Source organism: Cellulomonas uda, assembly GCF_006538705.1.
GTDB lineage: Bacteria > Actinomycetota > Actinomycetes > Actinomycetales > Cellulomonadaceae > Cellulomonas > Cellulomonas uda.
The window spans coordinates 31,772-53,897 of sequence record NZ_BJLP01000003.1; the positions used below are offsets into that span (position 1 = coordinate 31,772).

Sequence of the window (22,126 nt, forward strand, 5' to 3'; positions counted from 1 at the left end):
GACGGTGTCGGCGCACGTCCGTATGCTGACCGCGTGCCCGACGACGTGACGACCTCGCCACCCGCCTCACAGCCCGCCTCTCAGCCCGCATCCCCGTCCCAGTCCCCGTCCCCGTCCGCCGGGACCGGCGTGCCGACGGCGCGGACCGGTGTGCCCGCGCTCGAGCTACGCGGGCTCTGGCGCCGGTTCGGCGAGAAGGTCGCGGTCGCGGGCATCGACCTCGTCGTGCCGGCCGGGTCGTTCTACGGCCTCGTCGGCCCCAACGGCGCGGGCAAGACGACGACGCTGTCGATGGCCACGGGCCTGCTCGTCCCGGACGCGGGGCAGGTGCTCGTGCACGGCCAGGACCTGTGGGCCGACCCGGTCGCCGGCAAGGCGCTCATCGGGATCCTGCCCGACGGCGTGAAGCTCTTCGACCGGCTCACGGGCGAGCAGCTCATCACGTACGCGGGCCTGCTGCGCGGGCTCGACCGGGACACGGTCACGCAGCGCGCCCGCGACCTGCTCGTCGCGATGGACCTCGTCGCGGACGCACGCACGCTCGTCGTCGACTACTCGGCGGGCATGACCAAGAAGGTCGCGCTGGCGTGCGCGATGGTGCACGCCCCGCGCCTGCTCGTCCTCGACGAGCCGTTCGAGGCGGTCGACCCGGTGTCCGCCGCGAACATCCGCGACATCCTCGCGCAGTACGTCGCCTCGGGCGGGACGGTCATCGTCTCGTCGCACGTCATGGACCTCGTGCAGCGCATGTGCGACCACGTGGCGGTCGTCGCGGGCGGGCACGTGCTCGCGGCGGGGACGGTCGACGAGGTGCGCGGCGGCATGAGCCTGGAGGACCGGTTCGTCGAGCTCGTCGGCGGGCGCGTCGCGGGGGAGGGGCTCGCGTGGTTGCGCACCTCGTCCGACTGAAGCTCGCGCTCGTCGCGAACGGTCTGCGGCGCAGCGTCTGGCAGGTCGTGGGGTTCGCGTTCGCCGTGCTGTACGGGCTGGGCATCCTCGCGATCGTCGTCGCGGGGATGGTCGCGGTCGGCACGCAGGACGTCGCGCTGCAGCGGACCGTCACCGTGCTGGTCGGCTCCGCGCTGGTGATCGGCTGGTGGTTCATCCCGCTGCTCGCGTTCGGCGTCGACGCCACGCTCGACCCGGAGCGGTTCGCGACGTTCGCGATCCCGCGGCGCGTGCTCGTCGTCGGGCTCGCGGTCGCGGCGCTCGTGGGCGTGCCGGGTGTGCTCAGCGCGGTCGCGGCGCTGTCGACCAGCCTCGCGTGGTTCCGGCACCCGGGTGCGCTCCTCGTCGGGGTCGTCGCCGCGGTGCTGGGCCTGGCGGTCGCGGTCGTCGGCGGGCGCGCGGTGGTCGCGCTCGCGGCGCCGCTGGTCGCGCGCCGCCGCGCGCGTGAGCTGACGGCGGTCGTGACGCTGCTGCTCGTCGTGAGCATCGGGCCGACGCTCGGCACGCTCACCAACGGCCGTGAGATCAGCCGCGAGACGTTCGACGACCTGGTCGGCGTGCTCGCATGGACGCCGTTCGGTGCCGCGTGGGCGGCGCCCGCCGACGTCGCCGCGGGGGACCCGGCGCTCGCCGTGGCCCGGCTCGCGATCGCGGGTGTGACGCTCGCGATCGCGCTGCGGCTCTGGGAGGGCGCGCTCGCGCGCACGCTCGTGCAGCCCGTGCACGCCGGCTCCGGCGGCGCACGGCCCGCGGGGCTCGGGGTGCTCAGCCGCGTGCCCGCGACGCCGCTCGGCGCGGTCGTCGGCCGCTGCCTCGTCTACTGGTTCCGCGACCCGCGCTACGCGATGGCCCTCGCGATCGTGCCGTTCACGCCCGTGATCCTGTGGGTCGTCGGGCGTGGCGGCAACGCGGACCTGGTGCTGGCCTCGGGTGTGCTCGCGGCGTTCGTGTGCGGGTGGGGCGTCAGCTCCGACGTGTCGTACGACGGCTCCGCGTTCTGGATGCACGTGAGCGCGGGCGTGCGCGGCGTGGTCGACCGGCTGGGGCGCGTCGTCGCGTCGGGCATCATCGCGGTCCCGCTCGTCACGACGATCGTCGTCGTGACCGCCGCGGTCACGGACCGCCTCGACGCGGTGCCCGCGCTGCTCGGCGCCGCCGCGGGCGTCATGCTCACGTCCTACGGCGGCGCGAGCATCGTCTCGGCGCTGTTCGTGCAGCCCGTGCAGCAGCCGGGCGAGAACCCGTTCCAGACCCGCCAGGGCGCGTCGATGGCCACGGTGCTCTCGCAGACCGCCGGGTGGGCGCTCGTGCTCGTCGCCGCGTCGCCGCCCGCGCTGCTCGCGTGGTTCGCGGTGTCCCGCTCGTCGGCCGCGCTCGGCTGGGCGACGCTCGCCCTGGGGGTCGTGCTCGGCGCGGTGTGGCTGACGGTCGGGGTGCGCGTCGGTGGGCGGCTGCTCGACCGCCGTGCGCCCGTCCTGCTGCAGCGCGTCATCGCGTTCGAGTAGCGCCCGGTCGGGCGGGCGCGGGTACCCCCGTAGACTTGCCGCCCGTGGCACTCACCATCGGCATCGTCGGCCTGCCCAACGTCGGCAAGTCCACCCTCTTCAACGCCCTGACCCGCGCGCAGGTGCTCGCCGCGAACTATCCGTTCGCGACGATCGAGCCCAACGTCGGCGTCGTGCCGCTCCCGGACGAGCGCCTCACGAAGCTCGCCGAGGTGTTCGGCTCGGAGCGGATCGTGCCCGCCACGGTGTCGTTCGTCGACATCGCGGGCATCGTCAAGGGCGCGTCCGAGGGTGAGGGCCTGGGCAACAAGTTCCTCGCGAACATCCGCGAGGCCGACGCGATCTGCCAGGTCACGCGCGCGTTCGCGGACCCCGACGTCGTGCACGTCTCCGGTCAGGTGAACCCGAAGGACGACATCGAGATCATCTCGACCGAGCTGATCCTCGCGGACCTGCAGACGCTCGAGAACGCGATCCCGCGGCTCGAGAAGGAGGTCCGCGGCAAGAAGACGGACCCCGAGGTGCTCGCCGCGGCGCAGCGCGCCAAGGAGGTCCTCGAGACCGGCACCACGCTGTTCGCCGCGGGTCTGCGCGACGACGAGCACGTGCGCGCGCTGCAGCTCATGACCTCGAAGCCGTTCATCTACGTCTTCAACACCGACGACGAGGGCCTCGCGGACACCGCGATGCAGGACGAGCTGCGCGCGCTCGTCGCGCCCGCCGACGCGATCTTCCTCGACGCGAAGTTCGAGTCGGAGCTCGTCGAGCTCGACGAGGCCGAGGCGCGCGAGATGCTCGAGGCGAACGGCCAGGACGAGGCGGGCCTCGACCAGCTCGCCCGTGTCGGGTTCCACACGCTCGGCCTGCAGACCTACCTCACGGCCGGCCCCAAGGAGGCCCGCGCCTGGACGATCCGCCAGGGCTGGACCGCCCCGCAGGCGGCCGGCGTGATCCACACGGACTTCCAGAAGGGCTTCATCAAGGCCGAGGTCATCTCGTTCGAGGACCTCGTCGAGGCCGGCTCCGTCGCGGCGGCTCGCTCGGCGGGCAAGGCCCGTGTCGAGGGCAAGGACTACGTCATGGTCGACGGCGACGTCGTGGAGTTCCGCCACAGTTAGCCATCAGGGCCTCCACTGACCGGGCTGGGAAGCGCGCGCTGGAGCGGTTGGCTCGTCGATACGGCCCTGCAAGATCGGCTCGCTGTTCTAGCCTGTGCCGCATGGCGCTGCCGTCCGCATACCTCACGTCATTCAAGAACACCCCGGACATCTTCCGTGCGATCCAGGGCGCTCAGGCTCCCGAGCGGTTCACTCAGAAGTTCTTGGAGGGCCTCGGCTTCCCCAGCAGCAATGACCGCACCATGATCAACGTCCTTAAGGCGCTGGGCTTCCTGGACGACTCTGGCGTGCCCCAGCGCCGGTACCACGAGTTCTTGGACCAGACGCGCTCGGCTGTCGTGCTCGCCGAGGGCATGCGCGCGGCGTATGCGGATCTGTTCAAGGTCAACAAGAACGCCCACACCATGACGACCGCCGAAGTCAAGAACAAGATGAAGACCCTCTCCGAGGGTGCCTTCACCGAACGTGTGCTGTCGCAGATGGCCGGTACGTTCACGACCCTCGCGAAGGAGGCCGACTTCAGCGCGGCGCCGGTTGATCGCGGTGGCGACGCAGACCCAGGCGACACGGACGACACGTCGACAGAGGAGCCTGTCCGCGACGAGCCCGTCGCTCGCGGCGGTGGACTGCGGTTCGGCTCGCTTGCCTACAACATCAACATCGTCCTGCCCGAGTCTCGCGATCCGGCCGTGTACGACGCACTCTTCCGGGCCTTGCGGGAACACCTGCAGTGAAGCGACCACTCGTCGACTCGGCGATCTACGAGTTCGTCTTTCGCGGCCAACTCACGGAGGTCGCGCTCGACGCGGCGGGCCGGGTGCGCCGGTTCCAGGACCTTGACTCCGTCGACGAGATCGCAGCTGCGCTCTCCTTGGAGCTCCTGGACGCCGAGGAAGTCACCGCCTCCCGCGGTATGGCTGTCGTATACACGGCGATTGCGGCCTTTGAGATGTCTGTGCGCCGCTACGTGAAGCGCGTCCTTGTGGACGCCTACGGCGAAGACTGGTGGGAGAAGGGCGTCTCCCAGAACATCCGTAGGTTCGCTGAGGCTCGGCGCGAAGATGAGGAGAAGACCCGGTGGCACGGTGTCCGGGGTGAGGACTTGCTGAGCTACACCGAGCTGGGTCACCTGCCTCAGATCATCCAGCAGAACTGGCAGCAATTCGAGCCGATGGTGCGCCGCATTGACTGGGCCACGGCCATCTTCGGGACGCTCGAGCGCTCGCGGAACGTGATTATGCACAGTGGGGTGCTGGCGATGCCCGACGTCGAGCGCGTTGGCATGAACATGCGCGACTGGATCAAGCAGGTCGGTGTCTAGGTCCACATGCGGTCCGGTCGGGCGGTTGGCCCCTGGAAGCCCGGCGCCTCGGCCCGGCTCCGAGGGGTAGGTCCTTCCCAGGGGCGTGAGCACGCCGGATCACCGTTATCGGTCGACATCTCGATTTGACGCTAGTGTTCGTAGTGCCGGGCGCGAGCCGGGCTTAGCGGGGCCGGAACACCCCGCCGGACCTACAGCGTCGAGCACTTCCTCTCCGATGAGAGGGCGTAGGGCATAGCGGTCCACCGCCTACCCGCCCCGTTCCGGGGGCGCTGGCCTCCAGGTCGAGCTGAGGCGTGATGTAGGGGAGCCAGGACCAGTACCTCCAGTGGAGGTTGCTGTGCCTGACCCGGTTCTCTCCGCCCGTGGGCGTCTCGCCTACGCGTCTCGCCAAGGTGGCGACCCCGACCAGCGTGATGCCGCGGGCCGCATCTGATCGCTGCCAAGTTGGAGCGGCACATCCAGCGCGCTCTGGCAGCTGCCCCGCCCCTCACGGATGAGCAGCGCGAGCGGTTGGCCGCTCTGCTGCGCGCACCGAAGGGCGGTGCGCGCGCATGAGCCGAAAGAGGAGTCGCCGCCCCGGCGAGGGAGCGGCGACCAGCAGCTTGGCATCTGCTACCCGAACGGTACCGTCCACAAGGCCGGGCGCCGCGTTCGTGCCGCCCGCCTTGCAGTGTCCGGACTGCGGCGCGATCGCCGTGGGGTCGCAGATGGCCCACGCCGACACCTGCCCGCTGAACCGCGGCGTGAACCGGGTGCTGGACGAGGACCGCGAGTGGTTCGAGGCGCACCCCGAGGTGTCCGTCCGTATCCGGCCGGTGACGCCTCCCGAGGTCGCGGACCTCCTGGCCGCTGGCGCCGCCCGCCCCACGGGCGACGTCATCGTGCTGAACCTGGCGCCCGGCCTCCGGATGCGGCGGTTCACGTTCGCCGGGGGTGCCCGATGAGCGCGCAGCTGCTGGACATCGCTACCGCGGCACGGGCCGGGGCCAAGACGTGGAAGCGCGGGCGGACCACCTGGGACGAGGTCTGCTCCTGGGCTGCCGAGCCGCGCGACGGCGGCAAGGACGGTCCGGGCTACGTGCTCGGCAAGCTGTCGTCGCCGCGCCGCACGAAGGAGACCATCGTGTCTCGCGGCGTGCTGACGCTCGACGCCGATCACCTGACGCCCGCGACCCGGGATGCCCTGCTCGTGCGGGTGCGCGCGCTGGGGTGCGCGGTCGTGGTGCACAGCACCTACCGCAGCACGCCGCAGGCACCGCGGCTCCGGCTGCTCGTGCTGGCGTCGCGACCGGTCACGCCGGAGGAGTACCGGGCGCTCGTCCGGTGGCTCATGGAGCAGCTGGGCGCAGACCACCCTGGACCTCATGCGTGAGGACGGCGCCACGGGTGGGTTCCTGATGAACTCCGCCGCTGCCGACACCGTGTTCGGGCCGGGCATCCGCCGGGTGCCGTCGCTGGCCGTGCCCGCGGGGACGGCTCTCCTGGCCGACTGGTCGCAGGTGCGTCTCCGTGTCCGCGAGGACGCCCAGACGCTCGCCTTCCACCAGAGCGGCGAGCTGTTCAAGTACAACCTCGTGCAGCTGCGGACCGAGGGCCGCTACGGCATCGAGATCCGCAGGCCCCAGGCGTTCGCGGTCGTGGACCTGACCGCCTGACCCTGCGGTGCACCGCGCCCGCCCTGTCTTCCTCTCCGGGGCGAGCGCGGGAGCGGGCCGAAGGGCTTGGTGGCACCGGAGGCCTGCGCCGCACCGCTCACCGTTCGCCCCCGTTCCCCGTCCTGCTGCCGGGGAGCGGGGGCGAACGAGTGCCAGAAGACGATCACGGTGTCGCAGGGCGCTCGTAGACTCCGCCGCATGGCGAACCTCAACGCGGACATCCGCACCGTTCAGTCGCCGGTGAACCAGTACGGACTGGACGATTCCACGTTCTGGTTGGCGGCCACCTGCCCGCACTGCGGTCCGTCGTCGTTCCTTATGGTGGCCGCGACGGTCTCGTCGGGGTCGCCCCAGAAGCCCAACGGACATGTGCAGTACCTCCGGTGTGTCGCGTGCCGTCGCGGCGCTGTGATGAACAACGGAGTCCTGTCGCCAGGCACGACGCCCCTTCCGGCTGTCGACGGGTGCCCGGACGACGTCGACGTTGCGTGGACGGAGGTCCGTTCCGACCTCTCCGCGGGCGCCGCGACCTCGGCGGTCATGATGTGCCGGAAGCTGCTCTTCCACATTGCCGTGGAGCAGGGACTCGCCCCCGAGAACGACAAGGGGCGCGCACCGACGTTCGAGCAGTGCCTCGCCCAGCTCCGCGAGAAGGGTCTCCTGACGCCCCCGCTGGAGCCGTGGGTTCAGCACATCAAGGACGTCGGCAACAAGGCCAACCATGATCTCTCGGTCATCACGCCCGAGGACGCGCTGCGGGTGGCGACCTTCACCAGGCAGCTGTTGGTTACCACGTATGAGATGCCCTTCCGAATGCGGGAGGCGCTGGGCGAGCCGGAGGAGCCTCTCGACGGCGCAACCACCATCTCCGTGTAGCTGTCACTCGGGTGCTATCCGGCCCGCCAGTCAAGGATGACGGTGGCGGGATCGAGGTTGCGCGAGCCGCGCCGCCCTGGAAGCAGCGTCACTCTGACGAGGGCGTCGATGACCTGGCGACGGATGGCGAGCGGTGCGGCATCGAATGCGGCAACGGGGTTGTCCGCGCTGAGCACAGCGTCAGGCGCAGAGTTACCCATCACCTGCGCCTGCCGCGACCGCACCTCCTGAAGGCGTGCCTGTGTCTTCTCGGTCGCGGACCGGAGGCGACGGCCGTCGATAAGGCCGTCGTCGTAGTCGGCCTCGAACTTCTTCAGGCGCAGCCGGAGGTCCTTCTGCTCGTCCGCGAGTTGCGCGAGTTCGGCCTCATCCGCCGGTGCCACGAGGAGGCCCCGGAGGTCCGGCATTGCGAGGCGGCCACGGATCACGCCAACCACGTACTCGTCTATCGGTCGGGCGCTCCGGTAGTGGCACGCGTTCCTGCAGGTGTACCGGTTGAGCCCGTTGCCCATGCCTGAACTCGACCGGACCCTCAAGCCGCACGAGCAGTAGTAGAGGCCCGAGCCAAGGTGCTTGCGAGCGGTGTCCTCGCCGCGCGTCTTCCGTCGAGGGTCGTCAAGGCGCGACTGCACGGCGGCGAACTGCGCCTCGCTGACCAAGGGGAGCCAGGTGCCCGTGCCGACATCCTGGCCCTTGTAGATGGACCGGCCCGCGTAGCGGGCGTTGCGCAGGATGGAGGCCACGGAGGACGAACTCCACTGTCCGCCGCGGCGCGTGACGACGCCTTCCGCCGAGAGATCAGCCGCGATGCCTTTGAGGGTGTCGCCTGCGGTGAAGCGGTCGAAGATCCGCCTCACGATGGCTGCCTCGTCCTCGATGACGTCGCCCGCAAGCGTGTACCCCGTTGGCCTGATCCCCTTCGGCGGGCGCCCCTTCTCGGCGCGCTGCAGCTGCGCCCGGCTTTGGCGCTCGCCCTTCCTTCTGACCTCGAACCGGGCGAGCGCGGCGAACATGGTCGCGCGGAACTCGCCGTCCGCCGTAGTCAGGTCGATCTCGCCGTCCACGGTGATGACGCTGAGGCCGTGGTCGATCAGGGTGTTCAGGTCTCGCGTCGCACGCAGGAGGCGGTCGATGTCAACCGCGACGACCACGTCGACCTTGCCCGCCGTCGCGTCGGCGAGGAGCTTTGCCCACGCCGTGCCGTCACCTCGCGGCTTGGACGCCGTGATGTCGTCGTCCACGTATGCACCGGCGTCCACCCAGCCGCGCGCTGCGAGCAGTGCACGTGTGCGCTCGTCCTGGCGGTCCACGCCTTCAAGGTCAGACCTGCTCTGCCGGAGGTATCTCGCCGCGCGACGTGTGCTCACGAGCGAACAGTACGCCTATATGAGACTAGATGCGGTGAAGTTCCGCTTCAACGTCTGAGCAAGGCGGTCGCGCGGCAGGCCGGTTGCCGGCAGGGCCGGCATCTGGGCGTGCGGGGAACCCGGTCGGGCCGCCGGGCGTCAGTTCGTGCGCTGCTCGTCGCCGACGGGGTCGTCGGCGCGCTCGTCGGGCGCCGGTGTCGCGGACGCGGGCGTGCCGCCCAGCCGCCGGGTCGTGAGGAAGCCGACGACGAGGGCGACGACCCCGACCCATGCCGCGACGGAGACGCCCTGCGTGAGTGCCTGGCGGGCGGCGTCCGCGACGAACGCCGTGGCCGGGTCCTGCGAGAGCGGTGCGATGAGGGCACCCGCGGAGTGGGACACGGCGTCGACGAGGCCGCCGATGCCCGGGTCGGCCGCGATCTGGTCGCTCAGGCGGGACTCGGTGCTCGCGCGCAGGGTCGTGAACAGCGCGGTGCCGAGGATGGCGATGCCGAGCGCGGAGCCGACCTGCCAGGCGGTGGACTGCGTGGACGACGCCTGGCCGGACTTCTCGACCGGGATGTCGGCCAGGATCAGCTGCGTGAGCTGTGCGGTCGCGAAGCCCACGCCCATGCCGTAGACGAACAGCGGCACGCCCGTGACCCACGTCGACGAGCCGGGTCGGATGAGCAGCGCCAGGGACGCGAGGGCCGCGATCTCGAGGCCGAGGCCGAGCCGGACGATCTGGACCGGCGACATGCGCTGGGACAGCGAGTGCACGCCGCCGCTGGCGAGGAACGAGCTGATGGCGAGGGGCAGGAGCGCGAGGCCCGCGTCCAGCGCGTCCATGCCGCGCACGTTCTGGAACCTCAGCGGCAGGGACAGGATCAGGCCGGACTCGCCGAGCGAGACGGTGAGGGCGGTGATGTTGCCGTTGGCGAACGAGCGGGTGCGGAACAGGGCGACGTCGAGACTTCCAGCCCGCGCTCCTCGAGCCGGGCGACGAGTCCGTCGAACGTCATCGCGGGCTTGACGTAAGTCAGCGTGCCCCGCGGTCGTATGTCCCTGCGAGGCAAGTGGACGCCCCGGACGGCAGAGAAAAATCCCCCAAGTGCGCTTCTGCGAGAGGCGTGGGGGATCTAGTGCAGCGAGGCTGGCACGGGCGGCCAGCCCTGCGGGACCGGTGCGCGGCTATCGTCGGTGGGTGACCGTCGGAGGAGCGAGATGAGTGGCGATCGGGTGTTCCGGATGACGTTCGCGAGCATCTACCCGCTGTACGTGACGAAAGTCGAGCGCAAGGGGCGCACGGTCGAGGAGCTGCGCACGGTTCTCACCTGGCTCACGGGCTACGACGAGGCAGCCCTGCACCGGGCCGTCGACTCCGGGGTGGACCTCGCGACGTTCTTCGCGCTGGCACCCGCGATGAACCCGGACGCGCGCCTCATCACGGGCGTGGTCTGCGGGCACCGGGTCGAGGAGATCGCCGACCCGCTCATGCAGCAGGTTCGCTGGATGGACAAGCTCGTCGACGAGCTGGCGCGCGGCAAGCGGCTGACGTCGGTCCTGCGCACGGAGAAGGTCGGCTGACGTGTGTCCGCGGGCGCCCCGCCAGGTCGGCCGGGGCTCCCGTGGTGGTCAGCCCGCCGCGCGCTGGAGCAGGTCCGCGACCCGCGCCTCGACGTCGGGTGTCAGGGCGGTGATCGCGAACGTCGTCGCCCACATCGGGCCGTCGTCGAGGGCGGCGGGGTCGTTGAACCCGAGCGTCCCGTAGCGCGCCTTGAACTTGGACGCGGGCTGGTAGAACGCGAGCACCTTGCCGCCCTTGGCGTACGCGGGCATCCCGTACCAGGTGCGTGCGGTGAGCTCCGGCGCGTTCTCCCGGACGAGCCGGTGGATCGCCTCGGCGATCGCACGGTCGTCGTCGGGGAGCTCGGCGATCTTCGCGAGCACCTCTGCCTCGGCCTGCTCGGGGGTCATCTTCTTCGCGGCGCGCGCCTCCTTGGCGCGTTCCTTCACCGCGGCTTTCTCCTCGTCGGTGAAGCCCGTGCCCTGCTCGTCGCGTCCGGCCATCGTGCCGTCCTCCCTCGTCGCTGGTCCGTGGTGTCGCCTCCAGGCTAGGGACGACGAGGGAGGCGGGGCTTCTCGAATCCTGACCGGTTCCCGGGGCGGCGTCAGGCGACGCCGTAGACGTGGGCTCGGTGCGCCGCGAACCGTCGCCGTCCGACGAGGCGCCACAGCACGCGCGCGGGGAGCGGCAGGTTGGCCCGCAGCCAGCCCGCGCGCTCGTCGGCGGGCACGACCTCGAGGATCCAGCCGAGCTGCAGCAGGAGGCGCTCGCGCGGCACGGCGGCCATGCCGCGCTCGTGCAGCGCGCCCCACTCGCGCTGGGTCATCACGGTCGACGCGGTCGGCAGGACCGCGGTCTCCTCGTCGCCGAGGTGCGTCAGCAGCGTGTCGCGCACGGCCTCCAGGTGCTCGGCGAGGCGGTCACGGTCGGCGGCGCTCGCGGACGACCGCCACGCGGGGACCGCGGCGTGCAGCGCGTGCAGCTGCTCGGCGGTCGCGGCGTGCTGCGCGCGCATGCGTCCCACGTGCAGCGCGCACGCGGGCGCGCGCTGCTCGAGCCTGTCCCACAGGAGCTCGTCCTCGCCGGTGTGGTGGTGGTGCAGCGCGTCCGCGACCTCGAGAGCGTGCGCGGCGACGGTCGTGGCACGCGCGGTGTCACCGTCGTCGACGCCGCGGACGAGGCCGGGCAGGTCGGTGAACGCGCGTCGGAACAGTGCGTGGATCGTCAGCATGTCGGACGTGTCGCAGCCGGGTCGCTCCGCGTGCGGTCGGGGGTCGCGGTCGGTCGTCGCGCTCGTCGTCGGGGGCGTCATGGCAGGCTCCTTGCATCACCAGTCAACATTGGACAGTGGTGACGACTATCGTGTCGACCGTGCCTGACGTCAACACCCTCGAGCAGTGGATCACCCTCGGCGTCGAGCCCGGCGTCGCCCCCGGCCCCCTCGAGCGCGTCCGGGCGCTGCTCAACACCGACGACCGGTTCCACGGCGTCGACCGCCTGGCGGACGCCCCCGCCGCCTGGCGAGCACTGCGCGACGCCCTGCGCGCGTTCGTCGTCGAGGGGTCCGCGCGTGCGCTCGACGACGAGTCCGCGCGGCACCCGCTCGTCGTCCGGGTGGGACCCGACGGACCCTGGCTCGCGCCCGCCGACGAGCACGACGAGGTCGCCGCCGTGCTCGCGACCGTCCTCGAGGAGCACCGCGCCGGCCGGCTGCAGCGGCTCAAGGCGTGCGCCAACCCCGACTGCCAGTGGGTCTACCACGACGCCTCCCGCAACCGCTCCGGCCGCTGGTGCTCCATGGGCGAGTGCGGGGACGTGATGAAGGCGCGCGCCTACCGCGCCCGCGCCCGCGCCTGACCAGCGCGTCCGGCCCACCCGCTGCGCGTGTCGTACCCCGGGGTCAGCATGGGGCCATGGACAAGCTCACCGGACAGCAGATCGCCGACGCCGGCCTGACGGGCTGGGTGTACCTGCCCGGCGGGCTGCACACCCGGATCGCCACGGGAGACTTCGCCGCGGGGCTCGCGCTCGTGGACCGGATCGGCGCGGCCGCGCAGGAGCAGGACCACCACCCGGACCTCGACCTGCGCTACGCGTTCGTCGACGTGCGTCTCACGAGCCACGACGCGGGCGGCGTCACGGACGCGGACGTGCGGCTCGCGCGCGACATCAGCCGCTTCGCGGCGGACGCCGGCCACCAGCTGCGCGGCGCCGAGCGCAGCCTCGTCGAGCTGGCGCTCGACAGCCCCGACCACGCCGAGGTGCGCGGCTTCTACACCGCCGCGCTCGCGTACACGGGCGAGGACGACCTGAGCGACCCCGCGGGCGCGCTCCCCACGGTGTGGTTCCAGTGGTCGGGCACGCAGGAGCCGCGCCAGCGGTGGCACCTGGACGTGTGGGTGGACCCCGGCGAGGTGCAGCCACGCATCGACGCGGCGCTCGCGGCCGGCGGGCGGCTCGTCGACGACTCGCACGCGCCCAGCTTCTGGGTGCTCGCGGACGCGCAGGGCAACCGCCTGTGCCTGTGCACGTGGCAGGAGCGGTAGCTCACGCCCGGAGCCGGCCCGGCCGGCGCGCGCCGCTCAGCCGACGAGCCGCTGCTTGAGCTCGTCGTCGTCCGCGACGAACCACACGTGGCGGCCCCGGTTGGACTCGTGCACGTAGCCCGCGAGCGCCTCGCTCGACGCCACGTGCCCGCTGACGTCACCCACCACGACGAGGTGCAGGTGGTAGTTCACGAGCTTCTGCGCGATCTCGCCGGCGACTCGCGTGCTCAGCCGGAAGAAGTCGGGGTCGAGCCGCTGCGCGGGGACCGCCACGACCGACGCGTCGAACCCCCAGGCGTCGCCGACGAGATCCGTCGCCTGTGCCGCACCGATCGCGGGACCCTCCGCGGGCAGCATGAGCACCCGACGGTCGCCGATGACCCGAACCTGCATGGCGTCACCGTAGCCGGTGGAACCGGTTCCGGCGACGTCCGTCACCACCTCGTGACCCGCCCGTGACCCGCCTGACGTCCAGGCGGGTCACGAACGGGCCGTGAACCGGACATCGCGTCACGCGGTGATGGTGAACCCCGCGACGAGCTGCTGCTCGCGCACCGAGGACGGCCCGACGCGCAGCTCGAACGCACCCGGCTCGACGACGCGGCGCGCCTGGGCGTCGACGATCGAGCACGCGGACGCCGGCAGCGTGAGCTCGACGACGACGCTCTGGCCGGGCGCGACCTCCACCTGGCGGTACGCCTTGAGCTCGCTCTCGGCCCACATCGTCGTGGTGACGAGGTCGGACACGTAGACCTGGACGGTCTCGAGCGCGGGGCGCGTGCCGGTGTTGCGGAGGGTGACCCGCGCGTGCACCTCGTCGGCCGCCGTGACCGACGGCGTGAGCACCTCGAGGTCGGCGTACTCGATCGTGGTGTAGCTCAGCCCGGCGCCGAACGCGAACGCCGGACGCTGCGTGAGGTCCGCGTACCGGGTGCCGTGCTGGCCGCGGAGCTGGTTGTAGAACGTCGGCTGCTGCCCCACGTGCCGTGCGAACGTGATGGGCAGCCGCCCCGACGGCTCGACCAGGCCGAGCAGGATCTCCGCGACCGCCTGCCCGCCGCGCATGCCGGGGTTGGCGGCCCACACGACGGCCGCCGCGTCGAGCGCCGAGTCCGGCAGCACGTGCGGCTTGGAGGCGACCACGACGACGACGAGCGGCGTGCCGGTCGCGGCGAGCGCGTCGAGCAGCGCGACCTGACCGCCGATGAGCTCGAGCGTCGCGGTCGAGCGTCCCTCGCCGACGAGCTCGATGCGGTCGCCCACCACGGCGACGACGTAGTCGGCGTCCCGCGCCGCGGCGACGGCCTCGGCGATGAGCTCCGGGTCGGGCTCGCACGGCGCCACGACCTGCGGGCGCGGCTGGCCGTCGGGGAAGTACTCGCCCTCGGGGTCCGGCGTCAGCGTGAGGATGTCGGCGCCGCGCGCGTACGTGACCTCCCAGCCCTCGGGCGAGCGGCGGCGCAGGCCGTCGAGCACGGTCTCGATCATGTGGCGCGGGTGGCCGTCGGGCAGCCAGTCCACCTGGCCCGAGCGGCCGGCCCAGTCGCCCAGCTGCGCGTCGGTGTCGTCGGCGTTCGGGCCGACGACGAGCACGCGCCGGCGCTCGGCGCCCGCGGGGGCGACGGCGCGCTCGTCGTCGCCCGCCGTGCAGCCGCCGGCCAGCGGCAGGACGCCCTCGTTGCGCAGCAGGACGATCGAGCGGCGCGTGAGCTCCAGGTTGAGCGCCTCGTGCTCGGGGGTGCCGAGCACCTGCGCGATGCGCGCGTCGTCGGGGCGGCGCGGGTCCTCGAACAGCCCGAGCTCGAACTTCAGGGTGAGGATGCGGGACACCGCGGCGTCGATCGCGGCCTCGTCGAGCATGCCGGCCGCGACGGCCTCCTGGGCGCCGTCGAAGAACTGCGGCGTCGTCATGATGACGTCGTTGCCCGCCTTCACGGCGGCTGCGGCCGCGTGCGCGTGGTCGGGCTGGATCTGCTGCTCCCAGACCATGCGGCCGACGTTGTCCCAGTCCGTGACGAGCGTGCCGGTGTAGCCCCACTCGCCGCGCAGGACGTCGGTCAGCAGCCAGTCGTTCACGGTGATCGGCGTGCCGTCCATCGACTGGTAGCCGAGCATGAACGTCGCGCAGCCCTCGCGGGCGACGCGCTCGAACGGCGGCAGGAACCAGGCGGTGAGCTTGCGGCGCGAGATGTCCGCCTCGGTCGCGTCCCGCCCGCCCTGCGTCTCGGAGTAGCCGGCGAAGTGCTTGGCGGTCGCGAGGATCGCCGTCGGGTCGGTCAGGCCGTCGCCCTGGTAGCCCTTGACCATCGCGGACGCGAGCTCGCCGATGAGGAACGGGTCCTCGCCGAACGTCTCGGAGACCCGGCCCCAGCGCAGGTCGCGTGCGATGCACAGCACGGGGGAGAAGGTCCAGTGGATGCCGGTCGCGGCGACCTCGACGGCCGTGACGCGCGCGGCGCGCTCGACCAGGCCGGGGTTCCACGAGGCGGCCATGCCGAGCTGCGTGGGGAAGATCGTCGCGCCCTCGAAGAACGAGTGGCCGTGGATGCAGTCCTCGGCGATGAGCAGCGGGATGCGCAGCCGCGTGCCGGCGGTGATCTCGTGCGCCTCGCGCACCAGGGCGGGGGAGGTGTGCAGGATCGAGCCGACGTGCTGGTCCTCGATGAGGCCGCGCACGGAGCCGCGCGAGTCGAGCTGCATCATCTGCCCGACCTTCTCCGCCAGCGTCATGCGGCCGACGAGGTCGGCGACGCGCTCGGCGACGGGGAGCGTCGCGTCGAGGTAGGGCGCCGTGCCCGTCTCGGTGCGGCCGGCGGTCTCGAGGGGTGGGGTCACGACAGGTCCTTTACGACGGGGATCACGACGGCGGCGGCGCGAGCCGGTGGGTCCCGTAGCCGCACGACGAGCGTGCGGGAGCGATCCCACGCGGGCGAGCCTAACCGAAAAGACTTACCGCGTGGTAGGTGTGCGCACGCCTACCGGACGGGCTCGAGGACGAACAGGTGCAGGTCGCGGCCGGCGCGCTGCTCGTACGCCTCGTAGCCCGGCCAGGTCTCCCGCAGGCGGGGCAGGAGCACCCGTGACTCGGCAGGCGTGGCGAGACGCGCGGCCACCTCGTGCGTGGCCCCCTCGACGGTGACCCGGGCCCGCGGGTCGGCCAGCAGGTTGAGCGCCCACGCGGGGTGGTGGGCCTGGCCCCAGTTGGAGCCGAGCACCACCCAGGCGTCCTCGTGCCGCACGTGGAGCAGCACCACCTCGCGCGGCTCGCCCGAGCGGCGGCCGGTGGTCGTGAGCACGAGCTGCGGCAGGCGCGCGCGGCCGAGGACCGTCCACCGCCCGCCGGTCGCCCGCTGCAGGCGTCGGTCGAGCCGCGACGTCGCGCGGCCGAGCCGCGCGAACCAGCGGGTGCGTCCCGCGCGGCGGGCGAGGTCGGTGAGGTCCACGCCCGCATTGTGCCGTCCTGCCGAGGCGTCGGCGGTCGGTCGTGTTGCCGGGACGTGTCCGGCAGGTGGCCGGTGTGTAACGGGGCTTTAACACATCGCGCGTGGGACCGTCGCCGATTTGACGGATGGTGGACAGCCTTCCCGCTGGAGAGAGGTGATTTTTCGGCATGAATCGCCGCCGCTGTCTCGAAAGTTGAGACGTACTGGTCAGTATCAATCGGGTAACGATCAGGGGTCGGCCGGGTCCCAGCCCGCTTTGCCCGAAAACGCTTGACTAACGTTGCGCCAAACCCTGGCGGTCTGCCTCACAGCCGTACCTCGTACGAGCGGTCCTGCGGACCTCCACCTTCCCTGGAGGAACATTGAAGATCAGGCGATCCCTGGCCGGTGTCGCGGCTCTCGCGACCACCGCGCTCGTGCTCACCGCGTGCTCCAACGCGCCTGGCGACTCGGACGACGACGCCACCGGCGCTCCGTCGGCCTCCGAGGCGGCCACCACCGGCGGCACGCTCACCGTTGCCGAGACGAACCAGTTCTTCTCGTTCAACCCGAACACGAGCAACGGCAACACGGACATCAACGCGAAGGTCACGACCTACCCGACGCGCGCGTGGTTCAACTACGTCGACGGGTCGAGCTTCGCCGCGGGCAACCCCGGTGTCGCCAAGGACGAGTCGTTCGGCACGTACGAGGTCGTCTCCGAGGACCCGCTGACCGTCAAGTACACGATCAACGAGGGTGTCGTCTGGTCGGACGGCGAGCCCGTCGACGCGGACGACCTGCTCCTGTCGTGGGCGGTCGACTCGGGCCACTACAACTCGGCCGACGGCAAGGTCTCCTACTTCGACTACGCCGGTGACACGGGCACGCTCGCGCTGACCGACTTCCCGGAGCTGGGTGAGGACGGTCGCTCGATGACCCTCACCTTCTCCGAGCCGGCCGCCGACTGGGAGTACGCGCTCGCCGCCGAGGCGCCCGCGCACGTCGTCGCCAAGAAGGCCGGCCTCGCGGACGGTCAGGCGCTGATCGACCTGTTCACCAAGCTCGCGCCGACCGCCAAGGACGCGACGGCCGACGACCCGGAGCTGCGCAAGGTCGCGGACTTCTGGAACACCGGCTTCGACTCCACGGTCCTCCCGAGCGACCCGGAGCTGTACCTCTCGTCCGGCCCGTACATCGTCTCCGAGGTCGTCGAGAACCAGTCCGTCACGCTCGTCCCGAACGAGAAGTACTCGGGCGACCTGACGCCGAAGCTGGACTCGATCGTCATGCGCACCATCCCGGACGCCACGGCGGCCGTGCAGGCGCTCAAGAACGGCGAGGTGGACGTCATCTCCCCGCAGCCGTCCGCTGACACGCTCGCGGCGCTCGAGGGCATCGACGGCATCACGGTCCACGAGGGCGACCAGCTCGCGTACGACCACGTCGACCTGACCTTCAACAACGGTGGTCCGTTCGACCCCGCGACCTACGGTGGCGACGAGGCCAAGGCCCTCAAGGTCCGCCAGGCGTTCCTCAAGGTCATCCCGCGCCAGGCGATCCTCGAGGCGATCGTCACGCCGCTCAAGGCGGACGCGTCGATCCTCAACTCGCAGCTCTTCGTCCCGGCCCAGGCCTCGTACGAGGACTCGGTCGCGAACAACGGCTCGGCCGACTTCCCGGGTGAGCCCGACGTCGCCGGCGCCAAGGCGCTGCTCGAGGAGGTCGGTGTCACGCCGACCGTGCGCATCCTCTACAACATCAACAACCCGAACCGCGTCAACGCCTACACGCTGATCGCGGCGCAGGCCACGGCCGCCGGCTTCAAGGTCGACGACCAGGGTGACGCCGAGTGGGGCTCGCGCCTCGCCGACGGCTCGTACGACGTCGCCATCTTCGGCTGGATCAACTCGGGTGTCGGCGTCTCCGGCGTCCCGCAGATCTTCTCCAGCACCGGTGGTGGCAACTACAACGGCTACAAGAACGCCGAGGTCGACCAGCTCGCCGCGACGCTCGTGAAGACGCTGGACCTCGACGAGCAGGCGAACATCCAGGAGCAGATCGACCCGCTCCTGTTCGCCGACGCGTACGGCCTGCCCCTGTTCCAGTCGGTCGGCATCGACGCGGTCGCCGACCGCGTGGGTGGCATCGAGGCCTACAACCCGAGCCAGTCGGGTGTCTGGTGGAACGTGTGGGACTGGACGGTCACCGACTGAGTCGGCTGACCTCCCCGGTATGACAGCCACCGGTGCCGGGACCCGGTCGTTCGGGTCCCGGCACCGGTGCGTCCCGGGGTCGTCGACGCACCGTCGACGACGGACCGGCGCGCGACGCGCGCTAGAGTCCCTCCTCAGAACGTCGTACTGACCAGTACGGCGGACCCGCCTTGAACGCGTCGCCCACGAGGCGCGGCGTTCCCGACCTTTGCGTCGCGACAGCGCGACGCCGACGCGGAGGCGTGCACCTCACCCGCGCACGCTCCCCACGCCCGAGAAGCGAGAATTGATGGCTTCCTACGTCTTGCGACGCCTCGGTGTGTCGCTGCTCATCCTGCTCGGGGCGTCGTTCCTCGTGTACCAGCTGGTCGCCGTGTCCGGTGACCCGCTGAGGGAGTACCGCGAGTCGAACCGCCCCAACAAAGAGGCCCTGATGCAGGCCCGCATCGACCTGCTCGACCTCGACACCCCCGCACCCCTGCGCTACTTCTCGTGGCTCAGCGGAGCCGTCAAGTGCGTGATCCCCGGTCAGTGCGACCTCGGCAAGACGCTCCAGGGCCAGGAGGTCACCGACGCGCTGAGCGCCGCGATCCCCTCGACGATCCAGCTGGTGCTCACCGCGACGATCCTCGCGGTCGTCATCGGCATCACGATCGGCATCGTCGTCGCGCTGCGCCAGTACTCGGTGCTCGACTACAGCGTCACGTTCATGACGTTCCTGTTCTTCTCGCTGCCGGTGTTCTGGGTCGCGGTGCTCCTCAAGGAGTTCGGCGCGATCGGCTTCAACGACTTCCTCCGGGACCCCTCGGTGAGCGTGACCGTCGCTCTCGCCGTCGGGCTGGTCGCCGGTGTCATCTGGACGGTCCTCATCGGCGGCTCGTGGAAGCGCCGCGGCATCGTGTTCGCGGGGTCCACGCTCCTCACCGCCGGCATCCTGTGGTACCTCGGCTGGTCGCAGTGGTTCAGCTACCCGGGTCTCGGGCCGGGCATCGTCGCCGGGCTCGGCGTCGGCATCGCGTTCGCGCTCACCGCGCTGCTCGCGGGCCTGCGCAACCGCAAGGCGCTGTACTCCGCGCTCATCATGGTCGGGCTCGCCGTCGTCGCGATGTTCGCGCTGCAGCCGCTGCTCGAGGACCCGTCGGTCTGGCTCGTCATCCTCCTCGGCATCGCCGCGGTCGGCGGCGGCCTGCTCGTCGGGCGCCTCATGGGCGGCTACGACCGCGGCCAGTCGATGAAGGTCGCGGCCCTCACCTCGTTCCTCGTCGCGGGCCTCGTGCTGCTCGACGGGTTCATGCAGGCGTGGCCCGAGTACTTCAAGCTCACGCGCGGCCGCCCGATCGCGACGATCGGCTCGGAGACGCCGAACCTCAACGGCGACTTCTGGATCACGGGCGTCGACAAGTACACGCACCTCGTCCTCCCGACGATCTCGCTCATCCTCATCTCGCTCGCCTCGTACACGCGCTACTCGCGTGCGTCGATGCTCGAGGTGATGGGTCAGGACTACGTCCGCACCGGCCGCGCCAAGGGCCTGCCGGAGCGCACGGTCGTCGTCCGGCACGCGTTCCGCAACGCGCTGATCCCGCTCGCGACGATCGTCGCGTTCGACATCGGCGGCCTGCTGGGTGGCGCCGTCATCACCGAGAACGTGTTCTCGTTCAAGGGCATGGGCCAGCTCTTCATCCAAGGCCTCGACCACCAGGACCCGAACCCCGTCATGGGCGTGTTCCTCGTCGTCGGCGTCACCGCGGTGACGTTCAACCTGGTCGCGGACCTCCTGTACTCCGCACTCGACCCGCGCGTGAGGGTGAAGGCATGACCGAGCAGACCACGGAGCGGATGACCGACTCCCTCGACTCCGGCGAGGTCGCGGCCGACCTCAAGGGCAAGAGCCAGGGCGCGCTGGTCCGCAAGCGCTTCTTCGGCCACACGGGCGCGATCGTCTCGCTCGTCGTCCTCGCGCTCGTCGTGATCCTCGCGCTCACCTCGGTGGGCATCGGCGGCTGGCACGGCTGGTGGAAGTTCCGCTGGACGGACACCCCGCCGCTGCAGAACGGCGGGCGACCCACGCTGAGCCTGTTCCCGTTCTCCCTGGGTGAGCACCCGTTCGGGCAGGACTCGGTCGGGCGCGACTACTTCGCGATGACGATGCGCGGCACCCAGATCTCGCTGCTCGTGACGTTCGTCGTCGGCGTCATCGCCGCGTTCGTCGGCGTCGTGTTCGGCGCGCTGTCGGGGTACTTCCGCGGCTGGGTCGAGGCGGTGCTCATGCGCCTGACCGACATGGTGATCATCATCCCGGTGCTGCTCATCGGCGCCGTGATCGGCTACAACACCAAGTCCGGTGTCGTCGTGCTCGGCCTGCTGCTCGGCCTGACGTACTGGACCGGCATGGCGCGGCTCGTCCGCGGTGACTTCCTGTCGCTGCGCGAGCGCGAGTTCGTCGACGCGGCCCGCCTCGCGGGCGCGTCCGACAAGCGGATCATCTTCAAGCACATCCTGCCGAACGCGGTCGGCGTCATCACGGTCAACACGACCCTGCTGATGTCCTCGGCGATCCTGCTGGAGACGTCGCTGTCCTACCTGAACATGGGCGTCAAGGCGCCGGACACGTCCCTGGGCCTGCTCATCAGCCAGAACCAGGCCGCGTTCGCCACGCGCCCCTGGCTGTTCTGGTGGCCCGGCCTGTTCATCGTCCTCATCTGCCTCTGCATCAACTTCATCGGCGACGGCCTGCGCGACGCGTTCGACCCGCGCCAGCGCAAGATCTCCCTGCGTCGCATGAAGGAGACGCCGCGCGAGGAGATCGACAACCGCCTCGAGGGCAGCCTGCTCGCGGCGAACGTCGCGACGCTCGACGGCGCACGCAGCGGCTGGGAGGACGGCGCACCGGGCGTCGGGCACGACCCGGACCCCCGGGACGAGACCAAGTGACGCCCCGCACGCACGCGCGGTCGGCGCGGTGCTCAGCCGACGAGCTGCAGCACCGCGCCCAGCGCGACGAGCGCGCCCACCGCGGCCAGGGCGGCCGTGTGCACCTCGCGGCGCACCGGGACCTCGTCCGCGACACCGAGCTCGAGCGCACCGTCCTCGACGAGGCGCTCCCAGCGGCGGCGCGCCTCGGTCGCGACGACCGCGGACGGCGAGTGCCCGATCTCGCCGATGCTCACGGAGCGGGCGGGGTCGAAGGCCCCCGCCTGCACGTGGCGCAGGTCGACGGACACCGCACGCGTCGCGGCGTGCCGGCCCGGGCCCGGGGCGGCGAACGCCTCGACGCTGCGGCCGGGCGTCACGAACGTGCACGTGAAGCGCGTCCGGATCTCGATGAGCGCGGTCCACGGCACGTGGTGCGTCACGAAGGGGTTCACCACGTGGACGCCCTCGTCGTCGAGCCGCACGTGCGGCCGGTAGGCCACCAGCCAGGTGAGCAGCACGGCCGCCGCGGTGAACGGCACCGCGGTGAGCAGCGTCCGCGCACCCCCCTCGGCGACCGCGGCACCCGCGAAGCCCGCGACCACGAGCCACGTACCCCCCGTGATCCACGCCGCGCTGCGGGGCCGGAAGGTCCAGGTCTCGTCGTCGTCTCGCACGACCCCATGATCC

General features: G+C 71.3%; 23 protein-coding genes. 15 read left to right on the top strand and 8 right to left on the bottom strand.

The features are described 5' to 3' along the window. Positions 1-45 precede the first annotated feature (45 nt). The 9 genes from CUD01_RS01495 (at position 46) to CUD01_RS01530 (ending at position 7,426) form a co-directional block, all read left to right on the top strand. On the top strand, positions 46-909 hold the full coding sequence (locus CUD01_RS01495) for an ABC transporter ATP-binding protein (protein WP_371860741.1): 864 nt from the start codon (positions 46-48) through the stop codon (positions 907-909). Next, complete coding sequence (locus tag CUD01_RS01500) at positions 885-2,453, top strand: hypothetical protein (protein ID WP_141318119.1); 1,569 nt, start codon at positions 885-887, stop codon at positions 2,451-2,453. Before CUD01_RS01495 ends, CUD01_RS01500 begins: the two co-directional genes overlap by 25 nt. 44 nt (positions 2,454-2,497) lie before the next feature. Further along, entirely contained in the window at positions 2,498-3,571 is a 1,074-nt protein-coding gene (gene ychF, locus CUD01_RS01505; protein WP_141318121.1) for a redox-regulated ATPase YchF, read from the top strand. Between the two features lie 101 nt (positions 3,572-3,672). After that, complete coding sequence (locus CUD01_RS01510; RefSeq protein ID WP_141318123.1) at positions 3,673-4,305, top strand: DUF5343 domain-containing protein; 633 nt, start codon at positions 3,673-3,675, stop codon at positions 4,303-4,305. Then, positions 4,302-4,892, top strand: coding sequence for a Swt1 family HEPN domain-containing protein (locus CUD01_RS01515; protein ID WP_208405549.1), 591 nt, complete (start codon positions 4,302-4,304; stop codon positions 4,890-4,892). The genes CUD01_RS01510 and CUD01_RS01515 overlap by 4 nt, the downstream gene beginning before the upstream one ends. A 710-nt stretch (positions 4,893-5,602) precedes the next feature. Beyond that, positions 5,603-5,839, top strand: coding sequence for a hypothetical protein (locus tag CUD01_RS01520; protein ID WP_141318125.1), 237 nt, complete (start codon positions 5,603-5,605; stop codon positions 5,837-5,839). Further along, the gene (locus CUD01_RS16370) at positions 5,836-6,267 is read left to right on the top strand and encodes a hypothetical protein (protein WP_166772143.1); all 432 of its coding nucleotides are present in this window, start codon (positions 5,836-5,838) and stop codon (positions 6,265-6,267) included. The genes CUD01_RS01520 and CUD01_RS16370 overlap by 4 nt, the downstream gene beginning before the upstream one ends. After that, the gene (locus tag CUD01_RS16375; protein WP_166772142.1) at positions 6,260-6,550 is read left to right on the top strand and encodes a phage major capsid family protein; all 291 of its coding nucleotides are present in this window, start codon (positions 6,260-6,262) and stop codon (positions 6,548-6,550) included. The genes CUD01_RS16370 and CUD01_RS16375 overlap by 8 nt, the downstream gene beginning before the upstream one ends. Positions 6,551-6,748: 198 nt before the next feature. Beyond that, complete coding sequence (locus CUD01_RS01530; RefSeq protein WP_141318128.1) at positions 6,749-7,426, top strand: DUF4145 domain-containing protein; 678 nt, start codon at positions 6,749-6,751, stop codon at positions 7,424-7,426. A 14-nt stretch (positions 7,427-7,440) separates the two neighbouring features. Here the strand turns inward: CUD01_RS01530 and CUD01_RS01535 are convergent, their stop codons facing one another. Then, positions 7,441-8,793, bottom strand: a complete 1,353-nt coding sequence (locus CUD01_RS01535; protein ID WP_141318130.1) for a recombinase family protein — start codon at positions 8,791-8,793, stop codon at positions 7,441-7,443. A 138-nt stretch (positions 8,794-8,931) separates the two neighbouring features. Beyond that, positions 8,932-9,942 carry an MFS transporter gene (locus tag CUD01_RS01540; protein ID WP_141318132.1) on the bottom strand — a complete coding sequence of 337 codons (1,011 nt, stop codon included), beginning with the start codon at positions 9,940-9,942 and terminating at the stop codon, positions 8,932-8,934. 54 nt (positions 9,943-9,996) lie between these two features. Here CUD01_RS01540 and CUD01_RS01545 point away from each other — a divergent pair, with 54 nt between their 5' ends. Further along, positions 9,997-10,359: a DUF2200 domain-containing protein gene (locus tag CUD01_RS01545; protein ID WP_141318134.1), complete on the top strand. Its 363-nt coding sequence runs from the start codon at positions 9,997-9,999 to the stop codon at positions 10,357-10,359. 48 nt (positions 10,360-10,407) lie between these two features. Here CUD01_RS01545 and CUD01_RS01550 read toward each other — a convergent pair whose 3' ends face one another. Both CUD01_RS01550 and CUD01_RS01555 read right to left on the bottom strand, forming a co-directional pair. Then, complete coding sequence (locus CUD01_RS01550) at positions 10,408-10,842, bottom strand: iron chaperone (RefSeq protein WP_141318136.1); 435 nt, start codon at positions 10,840-10,842, stop codon at positions 10,408-10,410. A 101-nt stretch (positions 10,843-10,943) separates the two neighbouring features. Further along, the gene (locus CUD01_RS01555) at positions 10,944-11,651 is read right to left on the bottom strand and encodes a hemerythrin domain-containing protein (RefSeq protein WP_141318138.1); all 708 of its coding nucleotides are present in this window, start codon (positions 11,649-11,651) and stop codon (positions 10,944-10,946) included. A 59-nt stretch (positions 11,652-11,710) separates the two neighbouring features. Between CUD01_RS01555 and CUD01_RS01560 the strand changes: the two genes are divergently transcribed. Further along, a complete protein-coding gene (locus CUD01_RS01560; protein ID WP_208405548.1) occupies positions 11,711-12,196 on the top strand; it encodes a CGNR zinc finger domain-containing protein in 486 nt (161 codons plus the stop codon). Positions 12,197-12,252: 56 nt separating this feature from the next. Beyond that, the gene (locus CUD01_RS01565) at positions 12,253-12,885 is read left to right on the top strand and encodes a 4a-hydroxytetrahydrobiopterin dehydratase (RefSeq protein ID WP_141318140.1); all 633 of its coding nucleotides are present in this window, start codon (positions 12,253-12,255) and stop codon (positions 12,883-12,885) included. A gap of 36 nt (positions 12,886-12,921) precedes the next feature. On the opposite strand, the gene CUD01_RS01570 is transcribed toward CUD01_RS01565, so the two are convergent. The 3 genes from CUD01_RS01570 to CUD01_RS01580 all read right to left on the bottom strand — a co-directional run bounded on the left by CUD01_RS01570 (position 12,922) and on the right by CUD01_RS01580 (position 16,328). Further along, positions 12,922-13,278, bottom strand: coding sequence for a DUF4180 domain-containing protein (locus CUD01_RS01570; protein ID WP_094182017.1), 357 nt, complete (start codon positions 13,276-13,278; stop codon positions 12,922-12,924). Positions 13,279-13,395: 117 nt separating this feature from the next. After that, positions 13,396-15,720 (bottom strand): exo-beta-d-1,3/1,6-glucosidase, encoded by a 2,325-nt coding sequence (locus CUD01_RS01575; protein WP_141318142.1) that lies wholly within the window; start codon positions 15,718-15,720, stop codon positions 13,396-13,398. Positions 15,721-15,860: 140 nt separating this feature from the next. Continuing rightward, a complete protein-coding gene (locus tag CUD01_RS01580) occupies positions 15,861-16,328 on the bottom strand; it encodes a nitroreductase family deazaflavin-dependent oxidoreductase (protein ID WP_141318144.1) in 468 nt (155 codons plus the stop codon). A gap of 362 nt (positions 16,329-16,690) precedes the next feature. On the opposite strand from CUD01_RS01580, the gene CUD01_RS01585 reads away from it, so the two are divergent. From CUD01_RS01585 to CUD01_RS01595, 3 genes are all read left to right on the top strand, one after another. Further along, positions 16,691-18,523 (top strand): ABC transporter family substrate-binding protein, encoded by a 1,833-nt coding sequence (locus CUD01_RS01585; RefSeq protein ID WP_094179338.1) that lies wholly within the window; start codon positions 16,691-16,693, stop codon positions 18,521-18,523. Positions 18,524-18,812: 289 nt separating this feature from the next. Further along, a complete protein-coding gene (locus tag CUD01_RS01590) occupies positions 18,813-20,342 on the top strand; it encodes an ABC transporter permease (protein ID WP_094179339.1) in 1,530 nt (509 codons plus the stop codon). After that, positions 20,339-21,457 carry an ABC transporter permease gene (locus CUD01_RS01595; protein ID WP_141318146.1) on the top strand — a complete coding sequence of 373 codons (1,119 nt, stop codon included), beginning with the start codon at positions 20,339-20,341 and terminating at the stop codon, positions 21,455-21,457. Before CUD01_RS01590 ends, CUD01_RS01595 begins: the two co-directional genes overlap by 4 nt. Before the next feature lie 32 nt (positions 21,458-21,489). Here the strand turns inward: CUD01_RS01595 and CUD01_RS01600 are convergent, their stop codons facing one another. Continuing rightward, the gene (locus CUD01_RS01600; RefSeq protein ID WP_141318148.1) at positions 21,490-22,113 is read right to left on the bottom strand and encodes a PH domain-containing protein; all 624 of its coding nucleotides are present in this window, start codon (positions 22,111-22,113) and stop codon (positions 21,490-21,492) included. Between the last annotated feature and the right edge of the window lie 13 nt (positions 22,114-22,126).